The 16258-nt window shown below is 55.3% G+C and carries 15 protein-coding genes; 7 read left to right on the forward strand and 8 right to left on the reverse strand.

All coding sequences use genetic code 11. The annotated features are described in order from the left end of the window. Positions 1-15: 15 nt before the first annotated feature. The 3 genes from H6F94_RS21375 to H6F94_RS21385 all read right to left on the reverse strand — a co-directional run bounded on the left by H6F94_RS21375 (position 16) and on the right by H6F94_RS21385 (position 4505). A complete protein-coding gene (locus H6F94_RS21375) occupies positions 16-288 on the reverse strand; it encodes a hypothetical protein (RefSeq protein ID WP_190804271.1) in 273 nt (90 codons plus the stop codon). Between the two features lie 220 nt (positions 289-508). Next, positions 509-1282 carry a serine O-acetyltransferase gene (cysE, locus tag H6F94_RS21380; RefSeq protein ID WP_242041311.1) on the reverse strand — a complete coding sequence of 258 codons (774 nt, stop codon included), beginning with the start codon at positions 1280-1282 and terminating at the stop codon, positions 509-511. Between the two features lie 133 nt (positions 1283-1415). Further along, positions 1416-4505 carry a response regulator gene (locus tag H6F94_RS21385; RefSeq protein ID WP_190804272.1) on the reverse strand — a complete coding sequence of 1030 codons (3090 nt, stop codon included), beginning with the start codon at positions 4503-4505 and terminating at the stop codon, positions 1416-1418. Between the two features lie 601 nt (positions 4506-5106). On the opposite strand from H6F94_RS21385, the gene H6F94_RS21390 reads away from it, so the two are divergent. From H6F94_RS21390 to H6F94_RS21405, 4 genes are all read left to right on the forward strand, one after another. Continuing rightward, entirely contained in the window at positions 5107-5382 is a 276-nt protein-coding gene (locus tag H6F94_RS21390) for a hypothetical protein (RefSeq protein WP_190804273.1), read from the forward strand. Between the two features lie 289 nt (positions 5383-5671). Next, positions 5672-6223 carry a DUF2808 domain-containing protein gene (locus tag H6F94_RS21395; protein WP_242041312.1) on the forward strand — a complete coding sequence of 184 codons (552 nt, stop codon included), beginning with the start codon at positions 5672-5674 and terminating at the stop codon, positions 6221-6223. 55 nt (positions 6224-6278) lie between these two features. Beyond that, on the forward strand, positions 6279-6647 hold the full coding sequence (locus tag H6F94_RS21400) for an MGMT family protein (RefSeq protein WP_190804274.1): 369 nt from the start codon (positions 6279-6281) through the stop codon (positions 6645-6647). 145 nt (positions 6648-6792) lie between these two features. Further along, on the forward strand, positions 6793-7398 hold the full coding sequence (locus H6F94_RS21405; RefSeq protein ID WP_190804275.1) for a PadR family transcriptional regulator: 606 nt from the start codon (positions 6793-6795) through the stop codon (positions 7396-7398). Between the two features lie 45 nt (positions 7399-7443). On the opposite strand, the gene H6F94_RS21410 is transcribed toward H6F94_RS21405, so the two are convergent. The 5 genes from H6F94_RS21410 to H6F94_RS21430 all read right to left on the reverse strand — a co-directional run bounded on the left by H6F94_RS21410 (position 7444) and on the right by H6F94_RS21430 (position 13460). Beyond that, a complete protein-coding gene (locus H6F94_RS21410; protein ID WP_190804276.1) occupies positions 7444-9195 on the reverse strand; it encodes a serine/threonine protein kinase in 1752 nt (583 codons plus the stop codon). Positions 9196-9359: 164 nt separating this feature from the next. Next, entirely contained in the window at positions 9360-10181 is an 822-nt protein-coding gene (locus tag H6F94_RS21415; protein WP_190804277.1) for a thiazole synthase, read from the reverse strand. A 56-nt stretch (positions 10182-10237) separates the two neighbouring features. Then, positions 10238-10660 (reverse strand): hypothetical protein, encoded by a 423-nt coding sequence (locus tag H6F94_RS21420; protein ID WP_190804278.1) that lies wholly within the window; start codon positions 10658-10660, stop codon positions 10238-10240. 147 nt (positions 10661-10807) lie between these two features. Next, positions 10808-11659 carry a DUF3153 domain-containing protein gene (locus tag H6F94_RS21425; protein WP_190804279.1) on the reverse strand — a complete coding sequence of 284 codons (852 nt, stop codon included), beginning with the start codon at positions 11657-11659 and terminating at the stop codon, positions 10808-10810. Positions 11660-11744: 85 nt separating this feature from the next. Next, complete coding sequence (locus H6F94_RS21430; RefSeq protein ID WP_190804280.1) at positions 11745-13460, reverse strand: FAD-dependent oxidoreductase; 1716 nt, start codon at positions 13458-13460, stop codon at positions 11745-11747. A gap of 99 nt (positions 13461-13559) precedes the next feature. On the opposite strand from H6F94_RS21430, the gene H6F94_RS21435 reads away from it, so the two are divergent. From H6F94_RS21435 to H6F94_RS21445, 3 genes are all read left to right on the forward strand, one after another. Beyond that, complete coding sequence (locus H6F94_RS21435) at positions 13560-13940, forward strand: hypothetical protein (RefSeq protein ID WP_199320574.1); 381 nt, start codon at positions 13560-13562, stop codon at positions 13938-13940. Positions 13941-14095: 155 nt separating this feature from the next. Further along, a complete protein-coding gene (locus H6F94_RS21440; RefSeq protein ID WP_190804281.1) occupies positions 14096-14341 on the forward strand; it encodes a hypothetical protein in 246 nt (81 codons plus the stop codon). A gap of 97 nt (positions 14342-14438) precedes the next feature. After that, complete coding sequence (locus tag H6F94_RS21445) at positions 14439-16163, forward strand: ABC transporter ATP-binding protein (protein ID WP_190804282.1); 1725 nt, start codon at positions 14439-14441, stop codon at positions 16161-16163. Positions 16164-16258: the final 95 nt, after the last annotated feature.

Here is a 16258-nt window from a genome sequence, read left to right on the forward strand (position 1 = left end):
GTGAGTGGACACACTCTACGCCAAGGTGCTGCAAGCACTATACGCTAATGTGGCACTTTTCAAAGTGGTCGATTGAGTTGAAGCAGCGGTCCAAGCTTTTAGAATTGGACAGCCACTCTCTGCATTAATCTGGCCGCAGGACAAGGCGATCAGTAGAGTATTCAGCGCGAGCAGATCAGCAGCGGTAATTGGGCTTTCCTGGAGCAATAAGTTGATTTCTTGTTGCGCCCAGGGCTCCAATTGCTCAGTGCGTAAAGCGTCTAAAACTAGCCCTTGAATAGTTGCCATAGTCGGCATTGCCCCCGTATAACCAATGCTCTCCATCCTGAGGGGTGCAAAGGCAACTGGGACCAACGGTAATCACCGCAGTCTTGTGATCTCAAACACGAGACTGCCAGTGGCGCGGTTTTTTAAAGCTTCAGTTTGTAAACCTTGAGCTATCAAGAAACAGTCTTGAAGCTCAGCGCTTGCTCAAGAAACTTGGGCAAGCGCTGGAGGCTTTAAATATCTAAATACCTGCGCCGCCTAAGAACTCCTCAATCACCTTTTCTTCAAGGCGACAACGGGCTGGGCTGCCAACAGTCACAAGCTCAGACTCAGCAGAAACCTCTTCTGGGTCCTCTGCAGAACCTTGCAGTTTACGCATCTGCGCCTCCAACTGCTCAAGCCGGTCTACCAACACCCGAATTACGTCTGCTTCAGGGTCGGGAATCGTGCCGTGCTCTAGGGGACCGACTCGCTCACCGGCCCGGTAAACAACCCGGCCCGGCACACCCACCACCGTGCAATCGGAAGGAACACTGCGCAGCACCACGGAGCCAGCGCCAATGCGCACATTGTTGCCGACTTGAATGTTGCCCAGCACCTTGGCACCTGCCCCGACCACCACATTCTCACCGAGGGTGGGATGGCGCTTGCCAGTTTCTTTACCAGTACCGCCCAAGGTAACGCCTTGATAGATCAGGGCGTAATTGCCAATAATCGCCGTCTCGCCGATCACCACACCCATGCCGTGGTCAATCACTACACCCTGGCCGATTTGAGCACCGGGGTGAATCTCAATGCCCGTTAGAAAGCGGGCCACATGAGAGATCAGGCGGGGCAAAAAGGGAACATTTCCACTGAAGAGCCAATGGGCCATTCGGTGAAGCGCCAGCGCCTGCAAGCCTGGATAACAGAACAGTACCTCTAGCCAGTTGCGAGCAGCTGGATCGCGCTCAAAAATTGCTTTGAAGTCAGCCCGAAGGGCGCTAAACAAGGGAGGCATCTGGTTCGCTTGCATGACCACCGTTTACCATCCTAGCTTCCCTGGTCCTGCTTGATTGACCTGATGCCCAACTGCAATTGACTCTTTTGGCCGGATCTTTAGGTTGGCTTTTTGGGTTGGCTGGCCGTTTGCCTTTTTGCCTCTCAGACTAAGACCGCGCCAAAATTTGCTCTAGGCGTTCTAGCAGGGAATCTGGGCTAAGGTCACCTTTTTGCAGAATCAGCTCAGTTTCCTGCTCAAGACGACGGCGTGCGGCAATATTTGGCTCTAAAGAGCTGAGGATAATCACGCGCACTAGATCGCGACTGCCACCGGGCATCGAGCGCAATTGCTGCAACACTTGAAAGCCATCGAGCCCCGGCATCATCAGATCCAGAATCACCAGGCGAGGCAGAGACCGCTCCAGTTCGCGCAGGGCAACTTCACCATTCTCAGCGGTGCGCACTTGGTAACCCTCCGCCAGCAGCAGGTCCAGCAACCATTGGCGAATATCGGGCTCGTCATCCACAACCAGAATGTCGCTGCCCTCCTGCGGCGGTAGCCCTTGGTTTTGCAGCATCTGAAGCAGGCTCTCGCTGCCCACTGGTTTGGTGAGATAGGACGATAGGCCTAGTGGAATCAATAAGCCACGCTCACCAGACAGCCCTTGCAATACTAGCGGGATCTCTACAGTGGCTGGATGACACTTCAGCTCAAACAGCACCTGCCAGAACTGCCCCTCAGGGAGAGCCACCTCCAACACAATTACATCGGGCCGCTGGCGTCGAGCAATTTCAACACCTTCTAAGCCGTCAGCAGCGGTTAGTAGCCGATAGGCTTGTCCGGCTAACCGTTCGGCCACCGCAGCCCGGACCTGAGGATTCGGCTCAATGAGCAGAACCGTGCGCGTTCCATCAGCGTTAGAAGAGCGTACAGGCCCACCGTCAGCCAACGCCAAAGCATTGACTAAGCTTAGTGGAGCAGAGACCGCCTCGCTAAAGCGATCAGGACCAGGGGCAGAACCAGAGGCAGGGCCAGAGACGAGACTAGGAGCAGGGGGACGGCAGGGCAAAGTCACCGTAAAGGTGGAACCCTGACCAGGCGTGCTTTCTAACCGGATGTTGCCACCCATCTGCTGTACCAGACGGCTGGTGATCGCCAAACCGAGGCCAGTACCACCACCGCGTTGGCCCGGATGTTGATTGACTCGTCGGAAGGCTTCAAACACCAGGGGTTGCTGATCGAGGGGGATGCCAACCCCAGTGTCGATCACAGCAATCTCAAGTTGGTCACTGTCCTGTACGGCAACTGGTGCAGTCGAGCCGTCTTGGACCGAGCCTGCTAAGACCGAGCCTGCTGGATGCCGTCTCAGCCGTAACGTAATCTGCCCCTGATCGGTGTACTTAATTGCATTGGACAGTAGGTTGGTGAGAATCTGGCGTAGACGCTCAGGATCAGCGATCAGCTCACCTAAGGGCTCAGGAGAATCGATCAGCAAGCTTAGGCCGCGATCACTGGCAAGCCCGCTCAGACCACTCACTGTCTGCTCGACCAACTCTCGCAGATTGATTGGCTCAGCTTGAAGCTCTATCTGACCGGCTCGGATGCGAGCAAGATCTAAGATGTCGTTGACCAGGCTGAGCTGTTGACGGCCATTGCGCAGAATGCGCTCTAGCTGATCGCTTACTTGGTGCAGGCTGCGCACATCTTCACGGCGCAGTAGCAGCTGTGAGAAGCCAATAATGGCGTTAAGGGGGGTCCGCAGTTCATGGCTCATATTGGCCAAAAACTCATCCTTGTGGCGGTCTGACTCCAGCAGTTCATAGTTCAGCCGCTCTAAGCGCTGCTGCTGAGCTTCCATTTCTGCATTGACAAACTCTAGCTCCGAGCGCTGAGCCTCTAGTTCTTCGTTCTGGGCCGCGAGTTCTTGCTCACGGGCCTGGAGTTCCTGCTGCTGCTGCCGAATGGTCCCAAAGCTTAAAGCGTTTTCGATTGCAATCGCCAACTGATCAGCAATTGAGGCCAGAGCATTCCGATCCCGAGCACTGAGAGGAACTAAGCCCGCGACCAGGAGCATACCGACTAGCCGATCACTGATGCGCAACGGCCAGGCCGCTTGGTAACGCAGAATCGCTGAGCCATCTAAGGTCGGGTAGACCAGAGCCGACGCTTCGTCGCCTTCTAGAAAACAAGCTTGCCCTAGAGCCATGCCTGCCAAACCTTCGCCAGCATTGTAGGTCTTCTGTAGGCTGTCTGGGTTCAAACCGTAAGTTGAGCGCAATTGCAACTGCTGAGCCGTTCCTGACCACAAGTAAATGGCACCAGCCCGACGACGAGTTTGCTCACACAGGGTTGCTAGCGCTTGACGCAATAGTGGTTCTAGATCTTGTTCAGCAATTAAAACTTCGCCGACTGCCTGCACAATTGCCTGAACATCTCGCTCAGCCAGTTGCAAGCGCTGTGCTTCTATCTGGCTAAGCATGGCGTTGAACTGCTGCGTAAACTGGCCCAGTTCATCATCCCGGTAAACTTGGGCGCGCACTGAAAGGTCGCCATCTGCAACGGCCTGAGCGCTGCGCTCTAGCTCCTGCAATGGACGACGCACACTACTAACCAGCAATACGCCTAAACCACCGGCTAGAAGAAATCCTCCTCCCCAACACAACTCAGTAAGGAGTTGTAATCGTTGCTGACGCAATTGGGCTGTTTGCTCTAAACGACGCAAATTCTGATTACTCAGGTTCAGCGCCTGGGTATGAACCAGCCGAAAACGGTCGAAGCGAGCTTTGCCTTGGACGGAGGCAAATTGTTGCAGGGCAGCTCGTTGGTTGCCGGAGCGGACCAGCTCAACCATAGGCCGAGCCGAACTGTTGTACCAGTCGTTTCCGGCGTGCTCGACTGCGTTAATCGCGTTGAGCAGTTCAGCTGTCTTGCCATCAGTCTCAGAAGCAACCCGGCGGCTCAACGTCAGTCCCTCTAGATATTGCTGACGCCCCTCCTCAAAGGGTTCTAGAAAGGCCGCATCTTGGGCAATTACATAACCTCGATAGCCGGTCTCTTGATTCAGCATGCCCCGCAACACTTCGTCCAGCGCTTCATCTAGCGCTTCGCTATTGCGGTAGAACTGCTGTTGCTGTTGCAATTCACTTAGCAGCAAGCGTTGACTGAGCAGGCCACTCAGCAACATCAAAGACAGAATTCCGACCCCACCGGCGACTAGCTTAGTGGCTAAGGTTAGGCTCCGGGGCCGCCCCTGCATTCTGCCTGTCAGTGTCCTGCCTGCCCGTGTTCTGCCCGTCAGTCCACCTGCCACTTCTCGACTTCACCCCACACACGCTTGACCGACATTAATCTTAACTAGTTGATTGAATCATTGATTGTGCAGAACAGTTCAATTTAACGCTTTCGCATCCCTCCTGAAATAGCTCAGGTTGAGAGATTTCATAGGGCTAGGCACTACAATTCTGCAACCGCGTTTTTGGGCCATCACTGTGCAGAACAGTGCGAATATTTTGCGAATACTTAAGGCAAATCCTTAAAAAACTCAATATCAAACCACAGGCCATGTAAAAAAGAGTTGCAAAGACACAAGCAGCAAGTTTAGTACGGTATCTTATACAACAAATCCAAACTGGGAGCATGGATTTAGGAAGGTCAATATTTGATCTTCTGTGCTCCGTCTGGCATAGAAGATCAGCTTTGTTCGAGCCTGGTCGCAGACAGTCTTGCTCGATTGTTTGCGTTTAAAACCGTTCTAGAACAGTGAGGTTACGCCCATCTTGGGGCTTAGTTTTTCTGTGTTTTGCTCAGAGTTTGAGCCGAAGTTTGCACTTCTCTATTTAGATCTGGAGTTTAAAACCATGTCCAGAATAACGTTTGTGCCCATTAGCTTAGCGCTAGTCTTATTTGCCAATGCCCCTGCCGCACTGGCTCGCGATGGTTTCCGTCCCATTCAACAAGCGGGTGCTCAGACACGAATTACAGCTTCGAGAACCGGTATGACAACCGGAACCGTTGTCGCTGCGCAATCGTTCACACCAGGAGTTGCCCAGAGTATTCGATCGCGGGCTAATGTTGCACTTCCCGCCTCTAGAACCAATCGAATCTTGATCCATGCTGTTGAGGCTGGGCGCTAACTGGCCAGTGATTGCTTAAAGTGCGCTCAAACAGGGTCAGGATGATTGCCCCTTATCCTGACCCCCTCGGGACTGTCCCTTCTTAAGGACTAAGCTCTAAGGGCCAATTTCTGCATGCCAATTCATTCAAAGGCATTTCTTCAAGGCCAATTTCTGGAGCCAACTTCTGGAGCCAGTTTTTAAGAGCCAACTCTGAAGTAAGGCTTAGCAACATCTGTGAATGTTCCGAACATGCCGTTTAATGCACTGCCATTTCGTTGTCATTTCTAAGCTGTTTAGAGACAAAACAATGTCTATAAATATAAGGCTGGAATTACTACTGAGTGTTCTGTTACCCGCTTCGCTGTTGGCCTTACCCGTAGGGGCCGTTCGCCTCAGCAATGGTCAGGTTGCCTTTAACGAACCACCGCAAGTGGTTCGGGCTGGGGCTAGTTCGGTCCAGGCGTCGCTACCGGGCACGATCTATCACTTCACGATTACTCTGCCTGAAAACGCAGGGGAATCGATGCAGGCAGTCACAATCACCCAGCGCCAAAATGTGGAAAACATCGCGTTTGAGCCAGAAGCCAGCCGCGCCTTTGTAGGCAGCAGCTTCCGGGGTAGCCCCATGCTCTCGCTCGCCAGTGTTGGCGGCCCTCGACCCACAGCTAACGAGGTGACACTAGTATTCGATCCGCCCGTACGCCCCGGCAGTACAGTAACCGTTGCCCTTCAAGCTCGCAATCCCCGCTATGGCGGCACCTATCTATTTGGCGTCACCGCTTTTCCAGTGGGCGAGAACGGCTTAGGGCAGTTTTTGGGCTACAGTCGCCTCAATTTCGCAAGTCCAGATGGCGGCTAGGCCCAGCGAAGCCTAGAGTAGAGCCGTTGTAAGTCCGTTACGAGGGTGGCAGACGGTGAGCGCCTACGAGCAGATTTATGCCGTGGTTCGGCTGATTCCATTGGGCAAAGTCGCCACCTACGGTCAGATTGCCACCCTCGCCGGACTACCAGGTCATGCTCGGCAAGTCGGTTACGCCCTATTCCGGGTAGCGCCGGGGGCAGATGTCCCCTGGCAGCGAGTAGTGAATAGCCGTGGCGAAATTTCCTACTCAGCCCTACGGCACGGCTCCGACGATATACAACGGCTGTTGTTGGAGGAAGAAGGCATTCAATTCAACCCCAATGGCCGCATTGATTTGCGTCACTACGGCTGGCAGCCTCTCCCCCTCAGTGAGCTAGCGACTGAGCAAAGCCAAGAGGGCGGCTCTAAGAGCCGTCTTTAACCATCTCCAAGGACCGGCTCCAGAGACAGTTCTAGCTACTTCCTGACAACTTGTCCCCTAACCTCAGCTCGGATTCCAGTCTTGACGATATATCGCGATATATCGTTTATTAGAAGAAGCTGAAGTAGGTCATAAAGAACTAGCTATGTTTGGACATTTTCATCCCCGCTTTCTAGCAGTGGCCTGGGAAGGTTTTGGGCAGGGGGGACCGTTTTGGCATGAAGGCGGTGGTCATGGTCACGGACGTCATGGGCGTCACGCCAAGCGTTTTGGTGGTTGGGGCGAGGAGCCGCGTGCCCGCCGGGGTGATATCAAATTCAGCCTGCTCGACTTACTGATCGAGCAGCCCCGGCACGGCTATGAGCTGATCAAAGCCTTAGAAACGCAACATGGCGGCTTCTATAAGCCCAGTCCAGGCTCCGTTTACCCAACCCTGCAAATGCTTGAAGAAGGCGGTTATCTCACCAGTGAGCAGGTTGGTGGCAAGCGCGTTTATACCGTGACCGAGAGCGGTCGGCAATTACTGGCTGAACGGAATCAGCAGACTGGTGGGCGAAGAGACCCAAGTTTCGACCAGCAAAAAGCAGATAAATCCCGCGACCTGATCGACCTGCGCAATACGGCAATGGAACTATCCGCAGCGGTGATGCAAACGGCTCGCGGCGGCAATCCAGAGCGGATTGGCGAAGCCCGCGCAATTCTAGAGCGAGCCAAACGCGAGATCTACGCTCTCCTTGCTCAGGAGGAGTGAGAAGGCCACCCCTCCGCGCCTAAGTCACCCTAGGAAAGCCGCAACTCAGTGCAGGTCTGCTTCCCAAACAGCAATGTAAAGGCGGCCTTGAGGATTACGCTGAATCACTCCTTCTAGTTTGCCGCCAGCCCTGAAACGGTAGGACTTGCGCTGGCGAGCCTTCACAGCCTCTAAAGCATTGAGGACACTAGACGAAGGGGTCGAGCCCAGCATTTGGGTCAGAGCCGACTGCATCTGTTCCATGTTTACGCCGTTGCCAAAGGAAGCTTCACTCTGCCTGACCTGTAGCGTATTGCGGTCGTAGAGATATGCCAGAGTTAACTGATTGGGAATCACCTCAAACAAGTCAGCTGTCGTATTGGGCCAACTGCCTCGCCTAAAAGTCTGGCTAGGACGGCCCAGAGCTTGGCGGACTTGGTCGCGGGCAGTCCCGGTAGGAAAGGGAGCAATGCTGCCCGTTGCATTGCTCGTTGTCTTGATTGGTTCAGCCGGTTCAGCGGTTGGGCTAGGTTCTGGCGGTGGGCTAGAAGCGGTAGCCTCTGGCGAGGGCGACGGTTCTGGCGGTTCCGGCTGGGCTGGTTCAGCTGGGGGCAACTCTGCCGCTGGAGCTTCTACCGGAGCAGATGGCTCAGGTTCCGGCTCAGCCACAGGCGCAGAGACCGAAGGTTGTGTTACCACTGGGGCTTCAGCCACCGGCTCAGGCTCAGGCGAACGGCTTGATAGAACGGCTAAGCCCGACCCCAGCACTACAGCACTCAGCACCCCCAGCCCAATCCAGACAGCTCGCCCACTCTGTTGCCGAGTCTGCTGGCTAGGAACAGTATTGAGTTGAGCGATGACCCGAGTCTTCTGAGGCGACACCTGGGAAATTGTCGACTGGGAAGCGAGTTGAGCTGCTGGAGTAGGTGTTTGAGAGCTGACAGGCACGGACGGCGGACGAGGTTGGGCCAAGGCTACCGGCACCGTCACAGAAGAAGTGACTCCAGCCAATGGGCTCAAAAGTGCCAACCAGTCTTTGACCTGCTGCGGTCTGGTCTCAGCCGCCAATTGCATCCCTCGCAGAACCGCATGGTTCAGCTGAGGGCTCAACTGGGGTTGCAAGTCGCTGGGGGCAGACAAGGGTATCTGCGTGCGCAGCGTGGCAGGCGGCGGGACTTTCGCTGTCACCAAAAAATACAGCGTCGCTGCCAAGCCGTAAATATCCAGGGCCGGGGTCCGGCGAGCCTGTGGTACATATTGCTCAGGAGGCGCATAACCCTCAGATAGAGCACTGGTTTGAGTCTGAGTCACTCCAGGCGTAAATTCGCGGGCGATGCCAAAGTCGATCAGGACAACATCCTGAGTCACCTGATGCAGCAGAATATTTTGCGGCTTTACATCCCGGTGTAGCATTCCCTGCGCATGAATTGCGCTCAAGGCAGAGCCAATCTGCCGGACGTAGTGAATTGCATCGGCCTCCGACAAAGGGCCTTTCTCTTGCACGACCGCTTCAAGCGTTGGACCCGGAATGTAGTCCATCACCATGAAGGACTGGCCATTCTCCTCGAAGAAGTCACTGACCCGGACGATGTTGGGATGGAAACACCTCGCCAGACGGCGAGCTTCTTCGAGAAATTTGCGCTGAAACCCGGCGACTTGCGCATGGCTGCTTAAGACAGCATTGAGCGTTTTGATTACTACCGTCTGACCTAGATAGGTGTGCAGCGCCCGGTAAGTAATGCCAAACCCTCCCAAGCCGAGCACCTGCTCGATCTGGTATTTGCCATTTTGCAGTGTCGTGCCGGTCAGGCTGTGCATAGATAACAGCGCTCTTGTAGGAGCCTCTTAGACCGCTGTATAGATTAGCGACTCACCGCATAGTATGGCTACGTACAGCCAAAAATCCCTCAATCTGGGGAAAGGGATCCTCGGTCTAGTTCAATTGAGTACCGTTCGGTTGAGCCCGCAATGGCCAGGTAGAGCTACGGCGTCACCGTACCCGATAGGGGCGAACTGGCACTGGCGTAAGTTTTCACGGGAATCCGCCCTGCCAAATAGGCCAAGCGTCCCGCTTCGCAAGCCAGACCCATGGCTCGACCCATCGCTGCCGGATCCTGAGCTTGGGCAATGGCAGTGTTGATCAGCAGCGCATCCGCACCCAGTTCCATCGCCTGCGCAGCTTCACTAGGCACCCCAATACCGGCATCCACAACCACCGGCACCGTTGCTTGCTCGATGATGATACGAATGTTGGCGGCATTGTTGAGCCCTTGCCCAGAACCAATGGGGGAACCCAACGGCATGACCGTGACACAGCCAGCCTCTTCTAAACGTCTGGCCAGCAGCGGGTCTGCGTTGATATAGGGCAGTACTGCAAAGCCTTCCTTGACCAACTGCTCTGCTGCTTCTAGGGTGCCAATCGGGTCGGGCAGCAGATACTTTGCATCCGGGATGACCTCCAACTTGACGAAGTTATTGTCTTCCTGGCCCAGAACCTTGGCCAGTTCTCGACCCAAACGAGCCACCCGCACGGCTTCTTCGGCGGTTTTGCAGCCTGCGGTATTGGGCAACAGCCAATAGTGGCTCCAATCCAGTGCTTCCGCTAAGCCCTCGTGACCGGGGGCGCTGGTTTGCACCCGACGCACTGCCACAGTCACGATTTGGCTACCGCTGGCCGTTAGCGCTCCCCGCATCTCGTCGAAATTGCGGTATTTGCCGGTCCCAGTCATTAAGCGAGAGGTAAAGCTACGACCGGCAATGGTCAAAGCCGTATCTTGCTGTGTATTTTTTTCTAGAGTCTGCACAGAAATGATGTGGCGTTTTGCGCACGAGATGAGGCTACCTCCATTCTGAGCACAAATTAGCTGCCATAACGGTGCATTAGGGCTAGGTGGGTGCCCTGGCTCATCCGGCGGGTGTACTCCCCCACAGTTGGATTGGGGTGATCCGGGTCAAAGGTTCCGGTGGTCTGAGCCCAGACATCACGGGGCGGGTAGGTGGCGGTGGTAGTGCCGTTCTCATCCCGACTGACCAGCAACCAGACGTGGCCATGCTCTGGGCAAAAGAATTGTTCCATCCAACGGCTGCGATCCACCCAAGCCGAGTTTTGAGCTGCGTAAAGCAAGGCATTTTTGCGCGATAAACCTAGCTTTTGCTGCATTTGTTCAACACCGGCTACAAATAGGTGATGTCGATCACTTTGACAGCGCCATAGACGGCTGCCACAGTGACAACAATTGACCAGCACGCGCTTTTTTCTGCGATTTGCACGCTTAGCCGCCATACTTCCAGGATCCTCACACGGGCATTGCTTGGGCTGTTGATCAGTTGAGTTGAGTCAGGCTCGTTCAGCCTTCTATCCCTTCTCGGCTTTTCTTCAAAAAAACTGAAGCGCCAGAAAAACTGAAGTGATTGAAGTGGCTGATCTCTCTCAAGCGGCTACTGTATTGGATGTTAATCGACGCTTGAGCGCATATCCGGCACCCATCAAACCTGCAATCACAACTGCACCTATCCCCAACGGGCTGGGAAGCCAGAAGTCAGCTTCTAAGTGATTCATACTTCCCGGCGTCAGAGTCCAAACAAGCTGACGTCCATCTGAGTCAGTTTGGTCCGACTGGGCACTCTGCGCCCCTGAAGGAGTGCTCAATTTGAACTCTAAATCCACTAACGTTCCTGGCGTTAGCAGCAATGCACCATCTGACGTGGCCACCCCGAGCTGCCGCAAATCTAAGTCAAAGTCGAGATGGTTAAGCGTTGCCAGGATTAAGTTAGCCGAGCGCAACTCCACATGGGACCGAGGCACTGATCCAATCGAGCCAACAGCGCGGGTTCCAGACGAGCTGAGCAGACCGGCCAGCGCGCGGTCCAACAGAGGCTCCAACTTGGCCTTCAGATCAGGACCATTGCGAAAAGGCAGGGTCAATTCCAGCTCACGCTCACTCAGGCGCTGACTGCGACCTCCGGCCGAACGCACCTGGCTTTGCAGATCATCTAAAAGCTGGCGGGCGCTACTGCCATTGAGGTTAATCAGACGTTCGCTCAAACGCACATGTTCAACGATCCTGCCGCCCGCCGTCCCGTAGAACTCAATGCCCAGGTCAGCCTGGACACAGCCTCCCAGTAGCAAGCTCAACAGGATCAGCAGCAGAATCGGCGTCAGCTTGAGCCAGCGCCATCCCTGAGCCAATGGGTTGTGGCGGCGGCGATTAGACTTTAGGCTTCGGCTGGACACACTGAGTTCTCCTTCCAGGGAATTCGGCCAGTACACCGGGTCCGTCATAAAGGCCGATCACACCTGGTAAGTGTATACCGGATGCCCTTTTGATCGCCGTTCTAGCCGGTCAAACTAGCCGTCCCAGCTACAGCTACAGCAATTGAAGCGACTCTAGACGCAGCCAGTTCCCAGCGAGATTCAAGAACCCTTGCACTTGCACTGGCTGCCCCTCTTTACAGGTATTGAGCTGAGTATGAACCTCAGGCCACAGCGTCACTAACTGCACAGGAGCGGTCAGGTCTTGGCTCTCCAGCCAGATGCCGTCTGGACGCTGATGCACAATCCCCGTCCAAGTTTGGCTGTGCTGGCTAATGGGCACAGGGGCAGGTACAGGTTGGCAACAGGCATCGGCAGGATAGGTCTCAGGGGCATCTAGATACTGCCGCTGCCAGGTCAGCCAATCGGGGTGAGTGGGCGGTAGATCCAATAGGGGAACCAGGGCCACTGGTGCTTGAGGCTCAGTCACAAGCGCTTCTTGAAGCAACCGCACTGACAGATCACGCGGCTGACACTGCTGCTCGATACATAAGGCAGCAGCCATGCCCGCTGCCTGCCCAATGCCTAGCACGACCGGCTGTAAGCGAGTTGAACCGTTGGCAATGTGCGAAACCGAGATATTTTTCTCGCACACCAGCAAGCCGTCGATCCGTTCAGGCACCAAGGCTCGATAAGGAATCGCAAATGGCCAGCCTGTCCAACGCCCGCCCCAACGCAAGGAGCGGGACTTGAGCGGCAAGTCAAAGCCGGGATAGTGATGATCGTTAGGATAGTTGCCCAAGGCAATGGCATCGGTAGGCAGCTTAGGCGGTGGCAGAATATCGAGCTCGGTGATCGTGGTTAAGCCCACCAGCCGTCGACTTTCACGATAGTAAGGATGCAGCGCCAAGGCTCCGCTAGGAAAGGCATCAGTTGCTAGACCATAGCGCCGATCCAACTCAGTTTGCCCCAACTGAGTTTGAATGAAATGGGCAAACCCGAGGCTGTGGGCTTGCGCTTCTTGATTAAACACCCGACGCTCCTCTGGCGACCCCAGCAAGCGGTTGAGCCCCTCGCCGTAGTCATTGCCCTGGATCGGCCAGTTGATCATAAAGCGTCGCCCCGGCAAGCGGCCATAGTCCAGAAAACGTTCTGGCCCATGCGTTTGCCAGGCTTCGGCGTAAGGCTCTGGGTTATAGCCTGGAGGGGCTGGAATGGCAGGGGCTGGCTCAGCAAACTCCTGCAAGACCACAACCCAAGTGGGAGCCTGAACCGGGTAGCGCTGAGTAAGCTCGGAGGGTTCAAGCGGCGCACTGGGCTCGTTGTATTCCGCTCGCCATTCCCAACCCCAACGATGGGGCACCTCGCCCAAAGCCAGTAAATCTCCCAGTTCTGTACCATCCAGGGTAATTGCCGCCCGGATTTCGTGATTGGCGAAGCGCACCCCAACCACCTGCTTGTCCTCGCGCAGGACTGCTAGAGGCGTTTCGCCCTGAAGCCAGCGTAAGTTGGGCAGCGCTGCCAGCCAATCGGCAAAGATCTCAGCTCCTAACCGAGGCTCGTAAGTAAAGAAGCTAACCCAGGCATGGTCAAGTCCCTCAGGCTGGCGTTGCTCTAGCTCCCGTAGAAAAGCCCCCCACAGTCCGGTTTGCAGAGGCATCAGTTCATTGCCATCGGGAGCGGATACACCAGCCGCAGTCAACATGCCGCCAGCCCAGGCAAATTCACTCACCAACACGGTGTTAGCCCCCCGTCGAGCAGCTTGAAGGGCAGCCGCAGTGCCGCCTGTACCACCACCCACTACCAAGACATCGGCCCAGATTTGCTCCACGCTGAATTTCCTTACTGGCAATCTGCATACGGACGAGAGCCAGGGATGGCCCTGTAGGATTAAGGCTATATCTTCTCCGCCCTTCTCCTCAGCGAGGCAATGACCGTGTTCTATCTTCCTGACCCGCCTTATTTTTTGCTAGTAGCTGCGCTCGTTGCGGGTCTCGCTTCTGGTAAAGCCTTTGAGGCCACGCTCAGAGCTGGCATTCAGGAATGGGCTCGCAGTAAATCGAGCCGCAGTCTGGCAAACCTACGTAGCATTCGCCTGCTCCTGCCCTACATCGGCATCAATCTAGGTATCGTCGGTTTCTTGATTTGTGGTCTAGAAATTTTTGGTTTCACTTTCACCCTGGCCTGCGCTGTTGCCATTCCCCTCACGATTTTGATCGCCTTGCTCGTGTGGTACCAGCTGAATGTTCTGCTCACGCAGCTAGAGCAGGGCGGCTCTCGGGCGCTGGACTTAGACATGCTTGAGCCCTAAGTTCCAAACGCGGTGTTAAGTTCGGCATCCGCCTCTAGATAGAGAAACGCCCTAATCTCCGGACGGCTGCCAACGACCGCGATATCATTTGAGACAGGATGGCGCCCAAACGTTCCGAACTGGAACATTGCCACGACAAGTTTTACAGGTGAGCTATGAGTACGGCAGGTGGGACAGACGCATTCGGTCCGGCAGGCAGAGTCCAGGTCTCCCTGGATTTAGACCCTCAATTAGTCGCTGAACTGGCTGAGTTTAGCGATGACCCCTCACAGCTAGTTGAGCAGGCGCTGCGACAGTGGTTACGAAACCAATCGCAGACTGGGGGTGGCTTTGAGGGGGATCGCTCCCGCGAACTCCGCTCTAACCCACCCGTTCCCCTACGAGGGGAGTGGAACGATTAGTGGGGCTGAGGTCTTGTCCTCTACCCCCTTTGCAGACTAGATTCCCCATTCGCCCTAAACTCGTTGGGTGGGAAAAGGAAATCAAGCAACTGAGTCTGTGAAGCGTTCTACCTACTGGCAGCTCCTGGCATATCTTCGTCCACAGACTGCAACCATTGCTGTGGCGACGGTCTGCACTATTGGCTTTGTCCTCTCAATGCCACTGCTGGCTCATCTGGCTCAGCTGATTGCCGATTATGTGGGCCGTGGCGATGTACAGGGGATCAGCCGTCTAGTAGGAGTCACCGTGCTGGTGTTTCTGGTGCGGGGCTTGCTGCAATATGGGCAAGACTCGCTGATGGCACAGGCTGCCCTGCGCATTGGTATGGATGTGCGCAATCGGGTTTACGCCCATCTGCACACGCTCAATTTGGACTATTTTGAAACCTCGCGAACGGGCGACCTGTCCTACCGGCTAACGGAAGATGTGGACCGGATCGGCGAGGTGATCAATAAGTTCTTTCACCAGTTCGTGCCCTGTGTACTGCAACTGATCGCAGTTCTGGCCTACATGGTCTATTTGAACTGGCAGCTGACCTTGGCAACTTTGCTGGTGGCACCGGTGATCGGTCTGCTAATCGGTTGGTTTGGTAATCGCCTTCTGGCCTTGTCACGCCGCAGCCAGTCCCGAATTTCCGACCTCTCGTCCTTGCTCACCGAAGTGTTCTCTGGGGTGCGGTTGGTGCGAGCCTTTGCGGCAGAGGACTATGAGGTACGGCGCTTTAAATACCAGGCCGAGCGCAACCGGCGCGCTAAGTATTCCGCCGAACAGGTCAAGGCAATTCAGTACCCAGTCGTGGGTTTTTTGGAAGCGATGGGGGCCTTGCTGGTGTTTTGGTTGGGCAGTTGGCAAATTGCTCAGGGCAACCTGACCGGCAGTCAGTTTGTGGGCTTTATTGCAGGCATTGCCCTGCTGATGGATCCCATTAATCTTCTAACCAGCAACTTCAATGAACTTAAGCAGGCAGAAGCCTCAGCAGATCGGGTGATTGAGCTGCTTCAGGTTCAGCCCACTGTGACTGAGCAGCCCCAAGCTCCCGATCTGCCGCCGATTACTGGCAAGGTGGAATTCTGTCAGGTTGGCTTTAGCTATGCACTGGGTCAGCCCGTCTTAGAGAACCTGAGCTTGCGGGTGATGCCAGGCGAAGTGGTGGCGCTAGTCGGTTCCTCCGGCGCGGGCAAGAGCACCCTGGTCAATCTGCTCCTGCGTTTTTACGATCCTCAGGCCGGTCAGATCCTGATCGACGGCGTCGATGTCCGCAGCGTGACCCTACGTAGCCTGCGCCGTCAGATCGGTATCGTGCCCCAGGAAACAATCTTGTTCACCGGCACGATCGCGCAAAATATTGCCTTTGGTCAGGACAGCTTCGACCTGCAAAAAGTTCAGGAAGCAGCGCAGATCGCCAATGCTCACGACTTCATCTCAGCCTTGCCTCAGAGCTATGAGACTTGGGTGGGCGAACGGGGCGTTAACCTCTCCGGTGGCCAGCGTCAACGCCTCGCCATTGCTCGGGCGGTGCTCCTGGACCCGCGCATTCTGATCCTCGATGAGGCTACCTCCTCATTGGATGCAGAATCGGAGGCACTGGTGCAAGAAGCCTTGACCCGCCTAATGCCGGGACGAACTGTCTTGGTGATTGCCCATCGCCTAACCACAGTGCGCAACGCTGACCGCATTCTGGTACTGGAGCGGGGCCACGTGGTGGAATCTGGAAACCACGAAGAATTGATGGCTCAAGAGGGTCGTTACGCTCAGTTCCACGCCCGCCAGTTCCAGTTGTGATTTTGTATCGGCATTTAACAGTTTCACCCCGGAATTGGTATTCTAAACTACAAAATCGCCTCTGCTCTGTCTCTAGGATGAGTGGGTGCTGTGCG

The sequence above is a fragment of the Leptolyngbya sp. FACHB-261 genome (assembly GCF_014696065.1).
Lineage (GTDB): Bacteria > Cyanobacteriota > Cyanobacteriia > FACHB-261 > FACHB-261 > FACHB-261.

Bases quoted from the DNA above. Each gene is read 5' to 3' on its own strand.
- H6F94_RS21375 (WP_190804271.1), bottom strand. From the start codon at position 288: ATGGCAACTATTCAAGGGCTAGTTTTAGACGCTTTACGCACTGAGCAA.
- cysE (WP_242041311.1), bottom strand. From the start codon at position 1,282: ATGCAAGCGAACCAGATGCCTCCCTTGTTTAGCGCCCTTCGGGCTGAC.
- H6F94_RS21385 (WP_190804272.1), bottom strand. From the start codon at position 4,505: ATGCAGGGGCGGCCCCGGAGCCTAACCTTAGCCACTAAGCTAGTCGCC.
- H6F94_RS21390 (WP_190804273.1), top strand. From the start codon at position 5,107: ATGTCCAGAATAACGTTTGTGCCCATTAGCTTAGCGCTAGTCTTATTT.
- H6F94_RS21395 (WP_242041312.1), top strand. From the start codon at position 5,672: ATGTCTATAAATATAAGGCTGGAATTACTACTGAGTGTTCTGTTACCC.
- H6F94_RS21405 (WP_190804275.1), top strand. From the start codon at position 6,793: ATGTTTGGACATTTTCATCCCCGCTTTCTAGCAGTGGCCTGGGAAGGT.
- H6F94_RS21410 (WP_190804276.1), bottom strand. From the start codon at position 9,195: ATGCACAGCCTGACCGGCACGACACTGCAAAATGGCAAATACCAGATC.
- H6F94_RS21420 (WP_190804278.1), bottom strand. From the start codon at position 10,660: ATGGCGGCTAAGCGTGCAAATCGCAGAAAAAAGCGCGTGCTGGTCAAT.
- H6F94_RS21425 (WP_190804279.1), bottom strand. From the start codon at position 11,659: ATGACGGACCCGGTGTACTGGCCGAATTCCCTGGAAGGAGAACTCAGT.
- H6F94_RS21435 (WP_199320574.1), top strand. From the start codon at position 13,560: ATGACCGTGTTCTATCTTCCTGACCCGCCTTATTTTTTGCTAGTAGCT.
- H6F94_RS21440 (WP_190804281.1), top strand. From the start codon at position 14,096: ATGAGTACGGCAGGTGGGACAGACGCATTCGGTCCGGCAGGCAGAGTC.